This is a genomic window from Kangiella spongicola (assembly GCF_003194565.2).
GTDB lineage: Bacteria > Pseudomonadota > Gammaproteobacteria > Enterobacterales > Kangiellaceae > Kangiella > Kangiella spongicola.
Window position 1 is genome coordinate 951,284 of the sequence record NZ_QICH01000001.1, and the last position, 18,339, is coordinate 969,622.

At 43.4% G+C, this 18,339-nt stretch carries 15 protein-coding genes; 13 read left to right on the forward strand and 2 right to left on the reverse strand.

Annotation, left to right across the window (positions count from 1 at the left end):
- The first annotated feature begins 71 nt into the window (after positions 1-71).
- The 3 genes from DL796_RS04335 to DL796_RS04345 are packed head-to-tail and all read left to right on the forward strand — an operon-like array spanning position 72 to position 4,117.
- Positions 72-2,609, forward strand: a complete 2,538-nt coding sequence (locus DL796_RS04335) for an efflux RND transporter permease subunit (RefSeq protein ID WP_110200717.1) — start codon at positions 72-74, stop codon at positions 2,607-2,609.
- Positions 2,610-2,633: 24 nt separating this feature from the next.
- On the forward strand, positions 2,634-3,461 hold the full coding sequence (locus DL796_RS04340) for an outer membrane lipoprotein-sorting protein (protein ID WP_406946416.1): 828 nt from the start codon (positions 2,634-2,636) through the stop codon (positions 3,459-3,461).
- Positions 3,461-4,117 (forward strand): TetR/AcrR family transcriptional regulator, encoded by a 657-nt coding sequence (locus DL796_RS04345; protein WP_110200340.1) that lies wholly within the window; start codon positions 3,461-3,463, stop codon positions 4,115-4,117. The genes DL796_RS04340 and DL796_RS04345 overlap by 1 nt, the downstream gene beginning before the upstream one ends.
- A gap of 16 nt (positions 4,118-4,133) precedes the next feature.
- Here the strand turns inward: DL796_RS04345 and DL796_RS04350 are convergent, their stop codons facing one another.
- A complete protein-coding gene (locus DL796_RS04350) occupies positions 4,134-4,721 on the reverse strand; it encodes a DUF1240 domain-containing protein (RefSeq protein ID WP_110200342.1) in 588 nt (195 codons plus the stop codon).
- Positions 4,718-5,752, reverse strand: a complete 1,035-nt coding sequence (locus DL796_RS04355) for a hypothetical protein (protein WP_110200344.1) — start codon at positions 5,750-5,752, stop codon at positions 4,718-4,720. The genes DL796_RS04350 and DL796_RS04355 overlap by 4 nt, the downstream gene beginning before the upstream one ends.
- Before the next feature lie 215 nt (positions 5,753-5,967).
- Between DL796_RS04355 and tssC the strand changes: the two genes are divergently transcribed.
- The 10 genes from tssC (at position 5,968) to DL796_RS04405 (ending at position 18,339) form a co-directional block, all read left to right on the forward strand.
- Positions 5,968-7,413 carry a type VI secretion system contractile sheath large subunit gene (tssC, locus tag DL796_RS04360; protein ID WP_170114209.1) on the forward strand — a complete coding sequence of 482 codons (1,446 nt, stop codon included), beginning with the start codon at positions 5,968-5,970 and terminating at the stop codon, positions 7,411-7,413.
- A gap of 2 nt (positions 7,414-7,415) precedes the next feature.
- Entirely contained in the window at positions 7,416-8,210 is a 795-nt protein-coding gene (locus DL796_RS04365; RefSeq protein WP_110200348.1) for a type VI secretion system accessory protein TagJ, read from the forward strand.
- 29 nt (positions 8,211-8,239) lie between these two features.
- The gene (locus DL796_RS04370) at positions 8,240-8,881 is read left to right on the forward strand and encodes an OmpA family protein (protein WP_170114210.1); all 642 of its coding nucleotides are present in this window, start codon (positions 8,240-8,242) and stop codon (positions 8,879-8,881) included.
- Entirely contained in the window at positions 8,866-9,360 is a 495-nt protein-coding gene (gene tssE, locus DL796_RS04375; RefSeq protein WP_110200352.1) for a type VI secretion system baseplate subunit TssE, read from the forward strand. Before DL796_RS04370 ends, tssE begins: the two co-directional genes overlap by 16 nt.
- Positions 9,350-11,158, forward strand: a complete 1,809-nt coding sequence (gene tssF, locus DL796_RS04380; protein WP_110200354.1) for a type VI secretion system baseplate subunit TssF — start codon at positions 9,350-9,352, stop codon at positions 11,156-11,158. Before tssE ends, tssF begins: the two co-directional genes overlap by 11 nt.
- Positions 11,155-12,144, forward strand: a complete 990-nt coding sequence (tssG, locus tag DL796_RS04385; protein WP_110200356.1) for a type VI secretion system baseplate subunit TssG — start codon at positions 11,155-11,157, stop codon at positions 12,142-12,144. The genes tssF and tssG overlap by 4 nt, the downstream gene beginning before the upstream one ends.
- A gap of 21 nt (positions 12,145-12,165) precedes the next feature.
- Positions 12,166-14,820 carry a type VI secretion system ATPase TssH gene (gene tssH, locus DL796_RS04390; RefSeq protein WP_227592962.1) on the forward strand — a complete coding sequence of 885 codons (2,655 nt, stop codon included), beginning with the start codon at positions 12,166-12,168 and terminating at the stop codon, positions 14,818-14,820.
- A gap of 235 nt (positions 14,821-15,055) precedes the next feature.
- Positions 15,056-15,529 carry an Hcp family type VI secretion system effector gene (locus tag DL796_RS04395; protein ID WP_110200360.1) on the forward strand — a complete coding sequence of 158 codons (474 nt, stop codon included), beginning with the start codon at positions 15,056-15,058 and terminating at the stop codon, positions 15,527-15,529.
- A 121-nt stretch (positions 15,530-15,650) separates the two neighbouring features.
- Positions 15,651-17,750, forward strand: a complete 2,100-nt coding sequence (locus DL796_RS04400) for a type VI secretion system Vgr family protein (RefSeq protein ID WP_110200362.1) — start codon at positions 15,651-15,653, stop codon at positions 17,748-17,750.
- Positions 17,740-18,339 carry a DUF4123 domain-containing protein gene (locus DL796_RS04405; RefSeq protein ID WP_110200364.1) on the forward strand — a complete coding sequence of 200 codons (600 nt, stop codon included), beginning with the start codon at positions 17,740-17,742 and terminating at the stop codon, positions 18,337-18,339. Before DL796_RS04400 ends, DL796_RS04405 begins: the two co-directional genes overlap by 11 nt.

Here is an 18,339-nt window from a genome sequence, read left to right on the forward strand (position 1 = left end):
TGACTGATCAGAGCTCTTTATGTCGCTTTTACCTCGTTGTAAGCGTCGGCTTTAAAGAGAAAGGGTATATCATGTCAAAGCAAGCTCAATCCGATGAAAGTCGATCGTCAAAAGACGTGACAAAAACCATCAAATTCGCGCGTTTCGTTGTAAATTATCCATGGCTGGTACTGTTGGCATCCATCGCCTTATTATTAGGGGCGCTTTATGGTGCGAAGTTTTTAGAGATAAAGCCTGATTATAGGGTGTTTTTCGAAGAAGATAACGCCCAGTTAATAGCATTTGATCACATTCAAGATACCTATAATAAAGCCGATAATGTGATGATGGTGTTGACGCCTAAAGAGGGCAGGGTGTTCGATAAAAGCACCCTTAAAACGGGGCAGTGGCTGACAGAAGAGGCATGGCAAACCCCTTACTCCACACGTGTCGATTCGATAACCAACTATCAACACACCTGGGTCACGCCAGAAGACGAAGATTATATGTTGGTTGGTGCTTTGCTCTGCGTGCCTGCAAAGTCAGCTGACTTTGATAGTACTTGTGAGCACCAGTCCGTTACAGCTGACATGATCGATGGCCTAAGCGAGAAACAACTTAAGCGTCTAGAAAATATTGTGGTCAACGAGCCACAAGTGGTTAATCGGATGATTAACCCAGAGGGCACAGTAACGGCGGTAAACATCACGGTACAGATGCCGGATGATAAAGATCTCGAAGGTTTGGAAGGCGAAGCCTGGAAAGAGAAGAAACTTGAGATCCTGACCGCAACGAAAAAGGTCGCTGATCATGTGCGCCAGTTACAAAAGCAGGTGGAAGAGCGCAACCCTAACTTAGAAGTTCGTCTAACTGGCGTGGTGATGATGAACACCGCATTTGCCGAGACAGGACTTGGCGACATGATGACATTAACGCCGATCATGTTGCTTTTGGTGATACCTCTGGCGCTGTTTTTTATGGTGCGCAGTGTCAGCGGTACCATTGGCAGTGTCTTGGTTATCATTTTTTCAATTGCAGGCGCCATGGGCGTGGAAGGCTGGCTTGGGATTTTCCTCACCGCACCAGTGTTCTCTGTACCGACGGTGGTGGCCACAATGGCAGTGGCGGACTCAGTGCACTTGCTTGTGACCTATATGCAAAACCTGCGTAACGGCATGGGCAAAAAGGACGCTATGGTCGAGAGTATTCGTATCAATATGATGCCGATTTTCTTAACCAGTATTACCACGGTGATTGGTTTCTTGACCATGAATTTTAGCGATGTGCCACCGCTACAAGATCTCGGTAACGTTGTTGCGGTTGGGGTGATATTTGCATTTATCTTCTCCATTACATTCTTGCCAGCATTTACCATACTAATGCCAACAAAGGTCACTCCTGGCCGCTCGACCAAGCATGAAAAAATGGATCAGTTTGCAAACTTTGTGGTGGCTAAGCGTAAGTTGTTATTACCATTAATGACGGTAATTTGTATTGGCATCATAGCATTCTTGCCAAAGAATGAACTGAACGATGAGTTCGTAAAATACTTCGATGAAACTATAGATTTCCGCGTAGACTCGGATTACACCACTGAACACTTAACTGGTCTCTACACGATGTTTTATAGTGTGCAGAGTGGCTCTGAGAATGGCATCCATGAACCGAAATTTATGGCAACACTACAGGACTTTGTGGAGTATGCCGAGGCGCAGCCGGAAGTGATTCATGTGCAAAGTTACACCGATGTCATGAAGCGTCTGAACAAAAGTATGAATGCCGATCGTGATGAGTGTTATGCCTTGCCCGAAAAAAGTTTGAGTGAAAACTGTAATGAGGTGCTTAAAGAGCCGGAAGAGGGCGTTGACCTTAATACGCGGATCCGTGAGTTGACCGCACAGTTTACGCTAATGTACGAAATGTCGTTACCAAAAGGAATGGACTTAACCAATCAGGTGAGCAGTGATAAAGCTGGAACGCGGGTACAGATTGCGTTACACAACTTATCGAGCCTAGAAGTATTAGAACTTGAAGAGCGTTTCGCCACCTGGTTCGAGCAGAATGCACCAGATTACGAAGTACTAGGGTCAAGTCCTGGGGTCATGTTCGCCCACGTTGGGCAAAATAATATTTATTCCATGCTAAAAGGGACTGCTTGGGCGTTGGTGCTAATTTCATTGCTACTCATGATTGCATTAAAGTCCTTTAAGCTAGGACTCCTGAGCTTAATCCCAAATATTATTCCCATGGCCGTTGCATTCGGAATTTGGGGCATCTTCCAAGGCCAAGTTGGCATGGGCTTGTCGGTAGTGACAGGCATGACGCTGGGTATTGTGGTCGATGATACGGTGCATTTTTTGAGTAAGTATTTGCGTGCGCGGCGTGAGAAAGGCCTAGACTCGCATCAAGCTGTAAAATACGCCTTCCAAACAGTGGGTATGGCACTAACCGTTACAACAATTGTCTTAGTGTTAGGCTTCCTAGTCTTGGGCATGTCACATTATGTGATGAACAGCCACATGGGTATTTTGACTGCCATAACCTTGGCGGCAGCATTAATTATTGATTTCTTGCTATTACCGCCGCTACTGATGCTGACTGATAGAAAGAATCGAAGCAAAAAAGTTTAAATTGAAACAATCAATAAGGAGTTATTGGTGAAAAGTAAAGTAATACAAAGTCTATTAATCACGGCTAGCGTTTTGTTAGCCAGTAGCAACGTTCAGGCAGGCGAGGCGAATAAGCGCATCGCAGAAATCAGCGAACCACAACAAAAAGGCCTAGCCATCGCACAAGAAATGAAGGCTCATAATACCGGCTGGGGCGATAGCGAAGCAAAGATGATCATGACATTGCGCGACAAGGGCGGTAGTGAAACAGACCGCAAAGTACGCGTGAAAAGCTTAGAAGTCGAGGGCGATGGCGATAAAGGGCTGAGTATTTTTGATGAACCAAGAGATGTCGAAGGAACTGCATTTTTAACCTATTCGCACATCAAAGGTAATGATGACCAGTGGCTATACTTGCCAGCGCTAAAGCGTGTGAAGCGCATTTCTTCGTCAAACAAATCAGGGCCTTGGATGGGTAGTGAATTTGCCTATGAAGATTTGTCATCGTTCGAAGTGGAAAAGTATGACTATAAATTTGTACGCGAAGACGAGCTCAATGGAGAGAAAGTGTATGTTGTTGAATCATACCCAAAGTATGATAACTCGGGTTATAGCAAGACCATTACCTGGGTCGATCAAGAGCATTTTAGGGTTCATCGCATCGAGTTCTTCGACCAGAAGGGCGACGCGCTTAAAACCATGAACGTGTCTGATTATAAGCTTTATCTAGACAAGTTCTGGCGTGGTCACAAACAAGTGATGACAAATCACCAAACGGGCAAAAGTACCGTAGTGACATGGTCGGACTATCAGTTTAACACTGGACTGGATGAAAAAGACTTTAACAAAAGCAGTTTAAAAAGAGCGCGATAATGACTGTGGATGTAAACAAGATAGCGTGTGACACTATCGACAAAAGTGCTGACAAGCTCAGCACTAGGAATGCCGATGTAACGCGTCAGAAAATACTTGATACAGCCTTTGAGGAGATTCTTCTTAAGGGCTATCAAGGTCTCCGTGTAGACGGAGTTTTGAAGAAAACCGGACTGACGAAGGGCGCATTCTATCATCACTTCGTAAGCAAAAAAGAGCTTGGCCACGCGGTTATTGACGAAGTATTGAGGCCTTGGATTTATGAGCGTTGGATAACGCCGTTACAAAATATCGATCACTCAATTGACGGCTTAATCGAACTGCTAAAAGAAGCTCGCGACGAAATGACGGCCTGTGAACTGCATACAGGGTGTCCACTAAACAACCTAACACAAGAAATGTCGCCGCTTGATGAATCTTTCAGAACACGAATTGTTGCAATCTGGGATGAATGGCATCAAGCACTCGCTGAGCTTTTAGAGCGAGGGCAACGACTTGAACAGGTTAAGTCTTCATTAAAACCAAAAAATGTAGCCCGGTTCTTAATCGCCACAATGGAAGGCATTATAGGACAATGTAAATGCTACATGAGTGATGAAGCGTTTTATGACGCTGGAGAATGCCTGCAAGACTATTTAGAAAGCCTTAGAGCCTAAGCAAACACAAATAATACTACCAATCCGTTCCTTTCTCTTGCTTAAGCTCTTGAATTTTCTGCTGTACCTCAATGGGTTTCAGCTCAACCCCAGCCGCTTCCTGCTCATCAAACCAAACGAAAAGCTCCTTAGTGACACCACGAGCGCCTTTGTGGCAGTAGCTTGGATGCTTGACATAAACCGGAGGGCTGAACATATTGCTGCCAGTATAATGAAAGCAATAACTATAGTTATGCTTGTCAAGTTGATGATTAATGATTGGCCACATAATGAAGCTGCTGATAAGGGCTAATAAAGCAAATATGACGAAAGTTAACCCTAGCTTACGACCTAAAGATTTTTTTAGCTGATTAATGACTAAAAGCACAGAAGAGATAGTTAGAGAAAGTAATGCTGGTATCCCCAAAATTAAAAAAAGACCAAATTTGGTAGCTTCAACATAGTAGCTACCATTGTAAATACGATTGAAAAGCCCTGTCGTGAAAGGCTCAATATAATACAATGCAAAGAACATCAAAGACAAACACGATAAAATGTTTATATAAGATGCAACCTTAAGTTCTTTTGATTTACTGTCAATATAACCAGACTTGTTATTTGTCACTTAAAAAGATTCCTTGTGTCTGGAACACCAAATACACGATGAAAGAAACCCTGAGGATCTTTATGAGAATATCTTAAGTTTTGTGGAAGCTCATTCTTAGCTTGTTTTATATCTAAGGTAAGTTGGGTTAAAGTATTCTCTAATGATACTTTGCCAAAGTTGCTTGCTAACAAAATAACTTTTCCAGCAGATAGTGGTTTAATTTTTAGATAGTCTTCAATAGACTTTAAGCTATCAGAAAATAGTTTTGATAACTTCTTAGAGAATAAAAAACTTAATCCGAGACTTGCAGCCGTGCCTACGAATAAAACTGCAGCAAGAGGGCCTATCACTACACCTAAAGCAGCAAGTCCAACAACCGCTGCCCATGTTATACCCGCTGCAGCAGCTGCAATAACAACATCGGCTGCTAAGCCACCGACAAAATGATGCCAGGTCAGTTCATCATACATTAACTGATCCATGCCATGGAAGAATACTGAAAATACTACAGTAACGACTCCGCCGCCACGAATAGCTTTATTAGCGCCCTTTTGGCCTAGCCCCATGCTGACTACTTTAGGGTTATTGGCTAAATACCGAGTTCCAGTGAGGTGCTGGCGGAGGCGATGGTTGCCCTCGAGAATAATGTAACTCGTGCCGGCAGTGTTTTGGATGCGAAAATTGCTCCAAAGGTTTCTACCTCGCTTTAAATCATAAGCTAGGATGGAGAGAGCTTTGGCATCGGCTATAGTAGGGAGAAAGCCTCCTGCGGTTTTTATGTTATCCCGGTTTTCTTCCCAGTCTTCTTGAATCCGCTTTGCATCACTATGACCTTTAGCCACTAACTTTGCAATAACCAACAACACGATATCATTATCGCTTAAGCCCTTCTTTTTATAGTACCTTACAAAGAAGTCCAAGAACTCATCGGGAGTCATAACCACCAGCGTATGTTGGTTTTTCTTTAACAGAACATCTACTGGCAGTGGGGAATAAGGCTTAGGCTTATTGCGGTTAAGGTATTCCTTAGTCTTGATATTTTGTCGCATTCGAATCCATTCATTATCATTTCCTTTTAATTAATCGCACTTCGCGCAGGATGCTAACCCAAAATAGGCACAAACCCAACTGTCAAGATAAATATTTGTGTATTTTAAGGTATATTTAAGAAAAGTATCACACTTCTGGTTTTTTTTATGCTTGTTGAAGTGTTATTATTCTGCAGTTAGTAAAAATACACAGGGATAACAGTGGGTTCAGGGCCTTGAATAAGAATAATGACAATAAAGTTTTGCTGCAAAAATCTGAGATAAAGAAGGCTCCTGGTCGTTCGTACGATGATTATGAGGGGCAAGCCCCAGTGGATGATTGGGCGAAAATAGAGACGCAACTGCAAATCTTGGTTTTACAAATTGATAAGAAAATCAATCAATTAGTAAACGCCATCATTCACCATCCTAGGTTTCAGGAACTAGAGGCAAACTGGCGGGGATTATATTTTCTTTGTAGCGAACGATCGTTAGCAAAATCAGCGCGTTCGACAAAAATTAAAGTTTTGGATATCAGTCTTGCTCAGTTGGGGAAGGATTTGTCCCGAGCGATTGATTTTGATCAAAGTGAGATATTCAAGAAGGTTTACGCTGACGAATACGATAACCCTGGTGGTGAGCCGTACTCTATATTGCTCGGTTGTTACCGTGTACGACTAAAACCACGGCCAGAAGTTGGCATCACTGATTTAGAGGTATTGCAGTTGATGTCGGGGGTTGCTGCGGCGGCTTTTGCGCCATTTTTTTGTAGCGTTGAACCAAGCTTCTTTGGGGTCGATCAATATCGTGAGTTGTCGCCTTTAATGCAGGTGGCGGACATGATGAAACAGAGTGAGTACCGCGCGTGGAACAGTCTACGGGAAAGTGATGACTCTCGCTTTATTGGTGTGGTGTTGCCAGATGTATTAATGCGCAAACAGTATCAAGACGATGGCAGTCGCTGTGATGGCTTTGTGTTTAAAGAACAAATTAATAATACCAGCGATAGATTATGGGGTAATGCGGTCTTTGCGTTTGCTACTACCGTGATGCGGGCTTTTTCTGAGTACGGCTGGTTCGCTTCGATTCGTGGTGTCACCCGTGGCCAGATTGGTGGCGGTGTTGTGACTGATTTGCCGGTGGAATTATCACCAGTAGATCAAGCCACAGAGATAGCACCCCTAGCGGTACAAATAACGGATAGTTTAGAGCAACAGCTGCATTCTAATGGATTTATACCAGCGATGGCGATACCACGGACACCTTATATCGCCTTTTATGGCAACAACTCATTGCAGCGACCACCAAGTTATAGCGATACGGTGGCGACGACTAACGCCGCCATGTCGAGCATGATGCAGTACACCTTATGTGTGTCGCGATTCGCGCATTACATCAAGGTAATCTGTCGTGAAAAGGTGGGAACTTTTGCCAATGAGAGTGAGTGTGAAGATTTTTTACAGCAATGGTTGTTGAAATACACCACTGCGAATGACGATGCATCGGTTGAACTTAAAGCAAAATATCCGTTGCGCGAAGCTAGAGTAACTGTGGCCGAGCGACCGGATAAGCCTGGTTATATGTTGTGTGATATCCATATACGGCCACACTTCCAACTAGATAACTTAACGTCAAGTATTCAATTAACAACGGAAATTGTCCAAAGTAAAAGAGGAAATTAGGAATGGAAAGCTTTTCAGCAAAGTACAGTGAAGGGGATATAAAAGGGTGTATCGATGAGCTCGTAGAGGCAATAAAGGAGAACCCTGATCAGCATTACAAACGTATGCTATTTGGACAAATGTTATGCGTAGCTGGTGATTATGAGCGAGCAGATAAGCAACTGGACTTGCTCTCCACGCTTGAGCCAAAGTTTGTGATGGAAGTGGCGAATTGGCGCAATCTAATTCGTGCTGCGCAGCATCGTAAGGACTTCTATGAGGAAGGACGTCCACCGAAAGTTGTCGGTGAATTATCGCCACTAATGGAAAAGCATATTACTGCGATAGCAGCACTTCGCGAAGGCGATACCGAATCATTCTCTAAAGCATTAGAGGAAGCAGAAACGGCGAGAAAAGCGGTTAAAGGAACCTGGAATGACGAGAATAAGTCGTTTGATGACTTTAGAGATTTAGATGACTTGAATGGTGGATTCTTGGAGGTTTTAGCGCCAAATGGAAACTATTATTGGGTTGCAAATGGGTCGATATCATCAATCGTATTTGAGGAAACCAAGCAACCAATCGATTACTTATGGCGTAAAGCCGATCTGATTTTAAACGATGGAACCCAAGGCGAAGTTTATATTCCAGTGACTTATATCACCACAGAGTCGGATCAGCACCGCTTAGCAAGAGTCACAGAATGGCAAGAGTATGAAAATACAGAGGCAATGCGTGGTTACGGCCAAAAATCATATCTTGTAGGAGATGAAGCTGTTTCAATTCTAGAAATAAACAGTATTGAATTTAATCACTAAATATAATGAACCCAGTAACGGGAATTAACATGAGAGTATTTCTATTAGCATTAGTAGCAGTCGTATCTTTATCCGGATGCCAGTTTTTAAAGGAAACATTTTCGTTTGGGCCAATGACGGAAGAAGAGCGTTATCTGGCGAAAAAACGAAAGTCTGAGGCCAGCAAAACTTTTGTCTATCAAAAGGAAGTCGTGTCTGCTGAAGAATATATGAAGATTATTGATAGCTCATTCTATCGCAACTTCATTAATGAAGAGCAGATCCAGGTTATACGCTATGCGGATTCTGAGTTTTATGATGTCACGCTCCGCTTAAAAGGAAAAGATGTCTTTAGAACAGATAGCGAAGTGTTAACCAGTAACGCGAAAGACCTACTCGATAGAATCTCAAGTCTACTGAATGTGTATGACAAAAGTACCGTCACTGTGGTTGGTTTTACCGATAACGTCGGTTCAGCAAAATACAACTTAAAGCTCTCGAAAAATAGAGCAGAAAGCGTTTTGTCTAATTTGGTGTTACGCGGCATTGATATCGAGCGACTAAAAGCTTGCGGTTTGGGTGAGAAAAAACCTATCGCTAGTAATGCCACTGCGGAAGGTCGCGCAAAAAACCGTAGAGTTGAATTACACATTAGTACTTATTTTGATGGTAGAGAGTGTTTACAACCGTGATAAAGCCAGGCGATATCCCAGAATTGCGGGGCTCATTATTTGATGTGTTAGTGGATGACGAAGTAAAAAGTCACTACTATGATCCCTATGAGCATTACAAGAAAATGGTATGTCGTGATATCGAAGCTTTGCTGAACACTAAGTTAGACTGGAACAGGTTTGATGGCTCTCTGAATGAATTAAAAGTGTCATCGGTGAACTATGGGTTGGCGGACTTTTCGACCAAAAATCTAACCTACCCAGGTGACAAAGATATTTTGTGTTATGAGATACGAGATTTAATAGAGCAATTTGAACCACGGCTTGAAAAAGTCAAAGTACGGATACTGGATAACAGCGACCCAATCGATAGAGTTGTGCGATTAATGATCACGGCGAATTTAATTCTAGAAGAAGAAAAAGAACGGCTATCGTTCCAAACAAAATTAAACCCAGTGGATCATTTGTTTAGCGTGAAGGAATTAGAGCATGAAGGATAATCTGCTGAGCTACTACAATAAGGAACTATCTTACTTCAGGAGTTACTCTAAGGAATTTGCCAAAAAACATCCTAAAGTGGCTGGTAATTTAGGCTTAAGCGAAACAAATATAGAAGACCCTCATGTCGCTAGGTTGATCGAGGCAGTGTCCTTTTTAACTGCTCGAGTGCAACAAAATATTGATGCTGGCTTACCACAATTGACGCAGTCGATTTTCAGTGTCTTGTACCCTGATTATTTTGCACCATTGCCAGCAACAGGGGTTTTTTCCTTCCGTCTTAAAGAGGGAACAGATAAACCTTACATCATTGAGCGTGGCACTCGCTTTAGGGCTATACAAAGTGGCATGACTGAATGTCGCTTCAGAACTTGCTATGAAACAACGCTGTATCCTGTGACTATCGATAAAGTTTCTTACAGTGGCTTACCGTTTGAGTTCCCAGAATTACCGAATAGACGCATTAAAGTTCAATCCCGTCTAAAAATAGATGTAGTCGCTACCAGCAACAATCTCGACGACGAAGGTTTTGTGATGCCGCGCTTGCGTTGCTTTTTGAAGGGGCAACAGGAATATACAGCGAAGCTGTTTGAACTTATTCATAATGATTGTGTGCTGTTGACGATTGCTGATAAGAGCGATCCGCAAAACAAAAAAGTGTTGAGCAAAAGCAGTATCAAGCAGGTGGGATTTGCAGATGAAGAGAGCGTAATTCCCTATGACAAAAAAAGCTTTTCGGGTTATCGAGTTCTCTCAGAGTTTTACCATACTCCGGATAAATTCTTATTTTTTGAAATAGAGGGGTTCGACCAAAGGTTTGCTCAAGGTGGAACTGAGAAAGAAATAACGCTCTATTGCCGTGAACATTACGCCGAGCTTGAGCAATATCTGACACCTAAAAACTTTGTATTGGGTGCTAGCGCAGCCATAAATCTGTTTGAGCATACGCCAGAACTTATTGACGTGGAAGCTGCGATTAATGACTATAAAGTGCGACCTTCGGCAGGGCAACCAGACAGCTATGAAGTGCACCATATTAAACAGGTCAATAGTATTGATGAAAAGGGTGATAAAGAAACCTTGCTACCCATCTACAAGCCCAATAACGATAAGCAACAGTCATGGGTTTGGAATTTTCATCGAGAAACGGCGACAATGGCGGGGGGTAAAGTCTCTGCTGGACTCGATACGATTATAACGCTAATTGGGCAAGGCAAAGAGCATCAACCACGCCCAAAATTCTTACAGCTTGTGACTGAGTGCAGTAACCGAAACTTACCGAATAAACTACGCTTATCGGAAGGCGGCTGCCAAATATTATTTGCCAAGCCCACACCAACTATCGATCAAATAAAACTGGAATCAAGTCTAACAAAGCCAAAGCGACCACAGATCAACGATCAATCAAGATGGCAACTGGCACGTCATATTAACTTAAGCTATTTATCAGAGCAGGGTGTTGATGGCTTAAAAGAGTTGTTAAGTCTTTATAACTTTTTTGGATTGCCAGAAGTCGAAAATATGATTGATGGGATCCAGCAGTTAACGATTGAACCCAGTGTGTCGCGCGCAGTTATTGGAGGTCATTCCGGCGTCATCCACGGTAATGATATTACATTAGTGTGCGATGATGAGTACTACACCGGAACTAGCGTTTATTTCTTTGGGTGTGTTCTAAATGTTTTTTTATCGCAGCTGTGCCAGGTCAATTCGTACGTAAAGCTCGCGATTAGATTACAGGGGCATACCGACAAAGTGTATCAATGGCCTGTCCTTAATGGGAAGGTGAAATTGTTATGAGTGATTTAAGCCTCTCCTTAACTCACGCTGTCGATAGCTCACAGCCGTTTGCAGCAGTGTTTGCCATTGAGCAGCAGCTTTTTAGAAAGTGTCAAAGCAAAGTCCTAAATTCGCTAGAGAAGGGGGCTATTCTCTTTAGCTCGCAGCAGTCATTTGAGCCTATGGCCGCTAGTATAGATTCGATAAGTGAAGCCAAAGACGGTAAGCATTACACCATTAATGGGGGCTTGCTAAATCTAACTGGGCCTAATGGAATATTGCCTTGCCATTATTCCGAAACAGTCGCGAAAACCCTGCGAGATAAGAATACGGTCTTAAAAGATTTCATAGACATTTTTAATCATCGGGCGAACAGCCTGATGTACCGTAGTTGGGCTAAATATCGCCTAGATACCGATAAAGCCTACCAAGCTAATGTAGAGCAGTACCAGTCTGCGCTTGATCTGATGTTGTCAGCACTATCAGGCGAACCCTATCCCGACGCTGAGCAATCGAACTTTTACTTTGGCGGATTAACCTATGCCCAAACAGTTTCAGCTCAAAAGTTAGAACACATGATTCAAAGTATCAGCAATTTGCCTGTGAGAATTAACCAGTTTAAGGGCAAGTGGATTGAACTAGCTGAAGAACAGCTTAGTCGAATGAGTTCTTTTAATAAGGGTGAAAGCTTTAATCAACTTGGCGTTAATACCATGCTTGGGCGACGTTGTTGGGATCTAAACTCTGGTTTTGAAGTGGAAATAGAGATCAAGGATGCTGAGTCATTCGAGCGGCTAACGCCAAATGGTGATCTGTACAAAACATTGAAAAGAATGATCAAGAAGAAAGTAGGCTCTGCCTACGATTTTAATTTTAAATTAAAAGTAAAAGAAGCTCATTGTAAAAGAGTAAGGCTTCATAAAGGTGATGGTGCGACAAAACTTGGAGCAAGCGCTTGGATGGGAAGTAACACCGATCATGGAAAAACAATCAATTATTACTGTTAAAGATTAAGTTAGGAGAAAACTGTGTCAAATAATGAACTCAGAATGCTTGTAGGTAAGCTAAATGGATTTTGTAAAACCAGTCTAGAGGGCTCTGCTGGTTTGTGTCTTTCAAGAAGTCACTTTTACGTCGAAATAGAACACTGGTTTCTAAAGATCTTAGAAAGCAGTGATATGGATTTCGACCTTATTCTTAAATACTTTGGAATCAATGTTGAGAAAGTAAAGCGCGATTTAAATAAGTCCTTAGAGCGCTTAAAAACAGGAAACGATCATCCGCCTGCATTATCAACCTATTTGGTAAGCTTGATTAAGCAATCATGGCTACAAGCATCAATCGAGCAGTCCGATGCTAAGGTTCGTACAGGTCACTTGCTATTAGCATTACTCAAAGATGATAGTTTGTCGATGTTAACTGGTGGTATTTCACCAGAGCTCGAAAAAATTAATTATGAACAGTTGTCGGTAGAGTTCGATGTTATTACTCAAGCAAGTGGTGAAGCTGGACAGTCTGAGAGTTCATCAGAAACTCCAGCCTCAAAGGGTATGCCAGCATTAGAGCAGTACACTGTTGATTTAACACAGCAGGCAAGAGATGGACAGTTAGATCCTGTCTTAGGGCGAGAAGAAGAAATCCGCCAATTAACAGATATATTAACCCGTCGTCGCCAGAATAACCCAATTTTAACGGGTGAAGCAGGCGTTGGTAAAACGTCAGTAATCGAAGGGTTCGCTAGCAAAATTGTGGCCAACGAAGTACCAGAGGTGTTACGCGATGTCTCAGTTCGCGTCTTGGATATGGGCTTGTTGCAAGCAGGTGCTGGCGTTAAAGGCGAGTTTGAGAATCGTCTTAAAAACGTTATCGATGAAGTGAAAGGCTCGGTGCAACCGATTATCTTGTTCATCGATGAGGCGCATACCATGATTGGCGCTGGCGGGGCAGCTGGGCAGAATGATGCTGCCAATCTATTAAAGCCAGCATTAGCGCGCGGTGAGCTCAGAGTTATTGCAGCCACAACGTGGGCTGAGTATAAAAAATATTTTGAAAAGGATGCTGCTTTAACGCGTCGCTTCCAGGTAGTCAAAGTGGAAGAGCCAGATACAGAAACAGCGATTGCCATTATGAGAGGTCTGACCGACGTTATGGAAGCGCATCATCAAGTCCGAATATTGGATGAAGCCTTAGTCGATAGTGTGAAATTATCACAACGCTATATCGCTGGGCGACAGCTTCCTGATAAGTCAGTCAGTCTTTTAGATACGGCTTGTGCAAGGGTGAATCTGAGCCAAAATTCGAAACCACGTCAGGTAGAGCAATTAGAGAAAAAGCTTGAAGAAACGCTACGTGAAGTAGAAATATTAGGCAAAGAAGCTGATCGAGAAAGTTCGCATTCCGAGCGACTAACTGAGCTAGAGCAACAGCAACAAGCACTGCATGAAGAGCTTGATACAGTCGCAGGGCGTTGGCAACAAGAGAAAGAATTGGTCGACAAAATTAATACTTTGATCTCACAACAAGTTAGCGCTGTCTGCGAAGCTGAGGAAGAAGAAGTTGACATGGCTCATTCTGATGAGTCAGAAGAGGTGTCTTCTTCGGATTTGCTACAGGAACTTGCTGAATATCGCTATAAATTAGAAAAACTGCAGGGTGAGTCACCCATGGTTTATGCCGAAGTTGATTCGAGAGTGGTGGCTGAAGTGGTTTCGGACTGGACCGGAATTCCAGTGGGTAAAATGCAGAAAAGCTCTATTGGAGTATCGTTAAAGCTTGAAGATACCTTGCGCAAGCGAGTTGTCGGACAAGACGCTGCTTTAAAAGGGATTGCTAAAGCCATGAAAACGTCTTCAGCTAAACTGATGGATCCGACTAAACCTATCGGTGTCTTTTTATTGGCAGGCCCAAGTGGTGTCGGTAAAACTGAAACCGCTATGGCTTTGGCTGAGCAGATGTATGGCAGTGAGCAAAATATGACTGTCATTAATATGTCTGAGTTCAAAGAAGAGCACAAAGTATCACTGCTGATGGGCTCTCCTCCAGGCTATGTCGGTTATGGTGAAGGTGGCGTATTAACGGAAGCTGTGAGACGTAAGCCATACTCGGTAGTGCTACTGGATGAAATAGAAAAGGCTCACCCAGGAGTGCAAGATATCTTTTACCAAGTCTTTGATAAGGGCATGTTAAAGGATGGTGAAGGCCGTGATATTGATTTTAAAAACACTTTAATCATTATGACCTCTAACGCGGGAACTGACACCATCATGAAGCTCGCTGAGGATCCAGAGACCATGCCTGAAGGTGATGCTTTAAATAAATTAATTCACGAAGATTTGTTAAAAGCCTTCAAACCAGCGTTTCTCGGCAGAGCAACACTACTGCCCTATATGCCGCTCGGCGAGGAAGTGCTTGAAGAGATTTCTCGTATTCAACTTAGAAAAGTCGCATCAAGAATCGAGGATTCGTACAAAGTTAATTGTGAGTTTGATCATAGTGTTGTATCTAGCATTGTATCTCGATGTACTGAGGTGGACTCTGGTGCTCGCAACATCCAAAAGATTATTAATCAAAGCTTGCTGCCGGAGTTATCCGAATATTTCCTGAATGCCATGGTTAACGAGCAAGAAATTAAGGATATGAAAATATCAGCAGAAAACAGTAAATTCATATTTAACGGGATCTAGCAGATCATTATCTGGTCAAACAAGTTGGATAAGATCAAGTGTTTTTTGAGCAGTTTGAGAAAGAATTTTAGTTTCTATGAATCAGTTCTACTTTTTACAAATAAAACCGTAAATAAGTTGAAATATTTGAATTGATTAGTAATATCTGATTGTGAATCTATTTTCACGCAAGATATATCTTGAATTCAATCAGTTAGCATGAACTGACATATGGACGGTAAAAGGAGAAAATTTCATGTCTATATTTATGAACTACGACAACATTAAAGGCGAAGCGACAGCAAAGGGTCACGAAGACTGGATCGACTTGCTATCTTTAGACTGGGGCGTACAACGTGGTATTACTGCGCGTGTAGGTACTAGCAAAGATCGTGAAGCGACTTCAGCTGACGTGAGCGAGCTTCGTATCACTAAGTACATGGACAACACTACACCATACTTATTCAAAGAAGCATGTGTGGGTAAAGGTAAGCCTGTAAAGCTACACTTAACAAAAACAGGCGATACATTAGAAAACTATATGGAATATTCTTTAAAGGATTGCATGATCAGTGGTTACCGTGTGAACACTGATGGCGAGCGCCCTATCGAAGAAATTACATTAAGCTTCACTCGCATCGAACAGAAGTACACTCCTTACGATGATGATCACAAAGCTTCTAGCCCAATCAGCAATGGTTACGACGTGGCTAAAGCATCAATGATCTAATATCGTCAGATGTTTGATTAGAAACACGAGGGAGGTTACAGCCTCCCTTTTGTGTCTCTAAAGGTTTTACAAAAAGTAATAGAAACACCAATCGGTAAAGTGACGTAGGAAGGAACGCGCGATGGGAATATTTGAGACATACACACAAGGAAACCGCTTACTGCAAATCGACAGCCCGTTGGGTAGTAATACGCTATTGCTGACCAAGATTGAGGGCAGTGATTCGTTATCGAGTCCGTTTGAGTTTACCCTCACCTGTCTGTCTGAAGAGCCGAGCTTGCCTGCCCAAGAGTTGGTCGGCCAGGCCCTTGATTTTGGGTTTGAGCTCAACAACGGTGTCACTCGTTATTTCAACGGCTATGTCAGCCGCCTGGTTAGCCTTGGCACTGCTTCCGAATACCTCTACCGTTACCAACTGACGGTGGTTCCTAAGCTTTGGTTCTTAAGCCGTAAAGTCAATTTACGCATCTTCCAGCACCAAACCTTGCCACAAATCGTTGAGCAGCTATTGGGTGAGCATGAGGTGGTGTTCGAAAACCGCCTGACAGCTTCCTACAACCGACACGATTATTGCGTGCAATACCGCGAAAGCGACCTCGCTTTCATCAGTCGCCTGCTAGAAGAAAGCGGTATCTTCTATTACTTTGAGCACAATCAAGGTGAGCACAAGCTTATCCTAGCCGACAACAAATCCAGTTATCCCGCCTGCGCCCAGCCACTAGTGGCACAAAGCTACGGCAGTTTGGATGACGAGCATATTCACGACTGGCAGAAGGAAGTGGTCTTCCCGCACGGCCAGTACAGTGCGCGCAGCTACAACTTCGAAAGCCCTAATGATGACCTTGGCACCAACAGCCAGGCGCAAAGTGGCTTCCCCAATATAGAGCCCTATGAAATCTACGACTACCCGGGCGAGTATTACGATTCTGGCGCCGGTGAGCCTGAAGCGCAGGTCAGAATGCAGGAAGCCGAGCAGTATCATGAAGTAGTTAACGCCAGCAGCAGCTGTCGTGGCTTATCCGTCGGTGGCACTTTCACCGTCAGTATCCATGACGACCGCGCCGAGATGGGCCAAAGCTACCTCATCACCGCGATGAACTATACCGCAGAGGATGACACCTATCTCAACAACGACGACCCTAAGCAGGAGGTCAGCAACACATTCACCTGTATCCCTAAAGCGGTACAGTTCCGCCCTACACGTCGCCATCAAAAGCCGAGCGTCAAAGGGGTGCAAAGCGCCATCGTGACGGGCCCTAAGGGCGAAGAGATTTACACCGACGAATACGGCCGAGTCAAAGTCCAGTTCCACTGGGACCGCGAAGGTCAGCATGATGAAAACAGCTCCTGCTGGGTACGCGTCTCACAGCAATGGGCAGGTGCCGGTTTTGGTGGCATCAACATCCCACGCATCGGCCACGAAGTGCTTATCGAGTTTGAGGACGGAGACCCCGACCGTCCTATCATCACGGGACGCGTCTATAACGGCAACAACCCCGTGCCCTATAACCTGCCGAGCAACAAAACCCAAAGCGGCTGGATGTCGCGCTCGACGCCTGAAGGCAGTGTCGACAACTGCAACCAAATCCGCTTTGAAGACCGCAAAGGGGCCGAGCAGTTATTAATTCATGCGGAGAAGAATCAAGACATCGAAGTTGAAAACGACGAAAGCCACTGGGTGGGAAACAACCGCAGCAAAGTCATCGACAATGACGAAACCAGCAACATCAAGCATGACCGTAAGAAAACCGTCAGCAACGATGAAACGGTTGAGATAGGCAACGACCGCAAAACCAAGATTGGCAACGACGTCGAACTTAAGGTCGGTCGCAACTCACAGGTGGAAATCACCAAAGACCTACTCGAAAACGTCAACAACCACCGCAAGGAATACACCTACGCCAACCACTGGGAAGAAGTCGGTGGGCATTATGAACACAAAGTAAAAGGCAAGTATGACCTTGAAGTGGTCGAGAAGATCTTTAGTCGTACCACAGAGCACACACTGCATGCATCAGATAAAGTCATCATAGCAGGACCTGGTGGTTCAATAACTATTGATAGCGGAGGCATTACCCTCGAAGGTAAAGAAATTAATATTAAAGGTAGTGCTATTAACATGGGTAGTGGATCAGCACCTCAGATTGAAGCACTTCAAGGAGCTGCTAACGAAGGGCTACCTTTCTGTGAGGAGTGTGTGACTAGAAAGGATGATGAATAAGAGTAAAAACAAGCTTTCCAAAGCGGCAATAAGAAGGCTTGAGGAGTTATTATTTACTAATAAAGAGTTAAATACCTATGCCATTATTGATGCAGCAAAAAAGGGCTCTATTCCGTACTTTTTAGAGGGCATGAAAGCGACTTTTGCATCGTTGCTACAAGGTGACGACGCAAAAAAGCTAGCCGAAGTCGCGCCTTACATTGTGCTACTAGAAAAAGGTTCGGACGTAAGCCAATGGTATATGGAAAAGCTATATGGAAATAGCGTAGGGTTTGCGTTAAAAACGAACTTGGGAATCGAAGGGCTTATTCAATTCTGGGCAAGGAAAGTCAAAACAAGGATTCCAGGCACAGAAGAAAAAGGATTTTTTAGATACTATGATCCAAGTGTATTAAGAGAATACTTACCCATTTTAGAAGAAGACAATGAGCTTATAGAATTTATGGGGACCACAAACAGTATTCTGGTGGAAGCCCAAAAACCAGAGCAACTATTCGTATACACCCAGAAAGAAACGGATGATGGGCTGACTGTAGCAAGTGACATCATGAAGTTAGCTGGAAATAAAGAGAACTTAGCAGAGGAATAA

Excerpts from the sequence above, each read along its gene's own strand:
- DL796_RS04370 (WP_170114210.1), top strand. The coding sequence starts at position 8,240 with ATGAGAGTATTTCTATTAGCATTAGTAGCAGTCGTATCTTTATCCGGA.
- DL796_RS04365 (WP_110200348.1), top strand. The coding sequence starts at position 7,416 with ATGGAAAGCTTTTCAGCAAAGTACAGTGAAGGGGATATAAAAGGGTGT.
- DL796_RS04345 (WP_110200340.1), top strand. The coding sequence starts at position 3,461 with ATGACTGTGGATGTAAACAAGATAGCGTGTGACACTATCGACAAAAGT.
- DL796_RS04335 (WP_110200717.1), top strand. The coding sequence starts at position 72 with ATGTCAAAGCAAGCTCAATCCGATGAAAGTCGATCGTCAAAAGACGTG.
- DL796_RS04400 (WP_110200362.1), top strand. The coding sequence starts at position 15,651 with ATGGGAATATTTGAGACATACACACAAGGAAACCGCTTACTGCAAATC.
- tssF (WP_110200354.1), top strand. The coding sequence starts at position 9,350 with ATGAAGGATAATCTGCTGAGCTACTACAATAAGGAACTATCTTACTTC.
- DL796_RS04395 (WP_110200360.1), top strand. The coding sequence starts at position 15,056 with ATGTCTATATTTATGAACTACGACAACATTAAAGGCGAAGCGACAGCA.
- DL796_RS04355 (WP_110200344.1), bottom strand. The coding sequence starts at position 5,752 with ATGCGACAAAATATCAAGACTAAGGAATACCTTAACCGCAATAAGCCT.
- DL796_RS04405 (WP_110200364.1), top strand. The coding sequence starts at position 17,740 with ATGATGAATAAGAGTAAAAACAAGCTTTCCAAAGCGGCAATAAGAAGG.
- tssG (WP_110200356.1), top strand. The coding sequence starts at position 11,155 with ATGAGTGATTTAAGCCTCTCCTTAACTCACGCTGTCGATAGCTCACAG.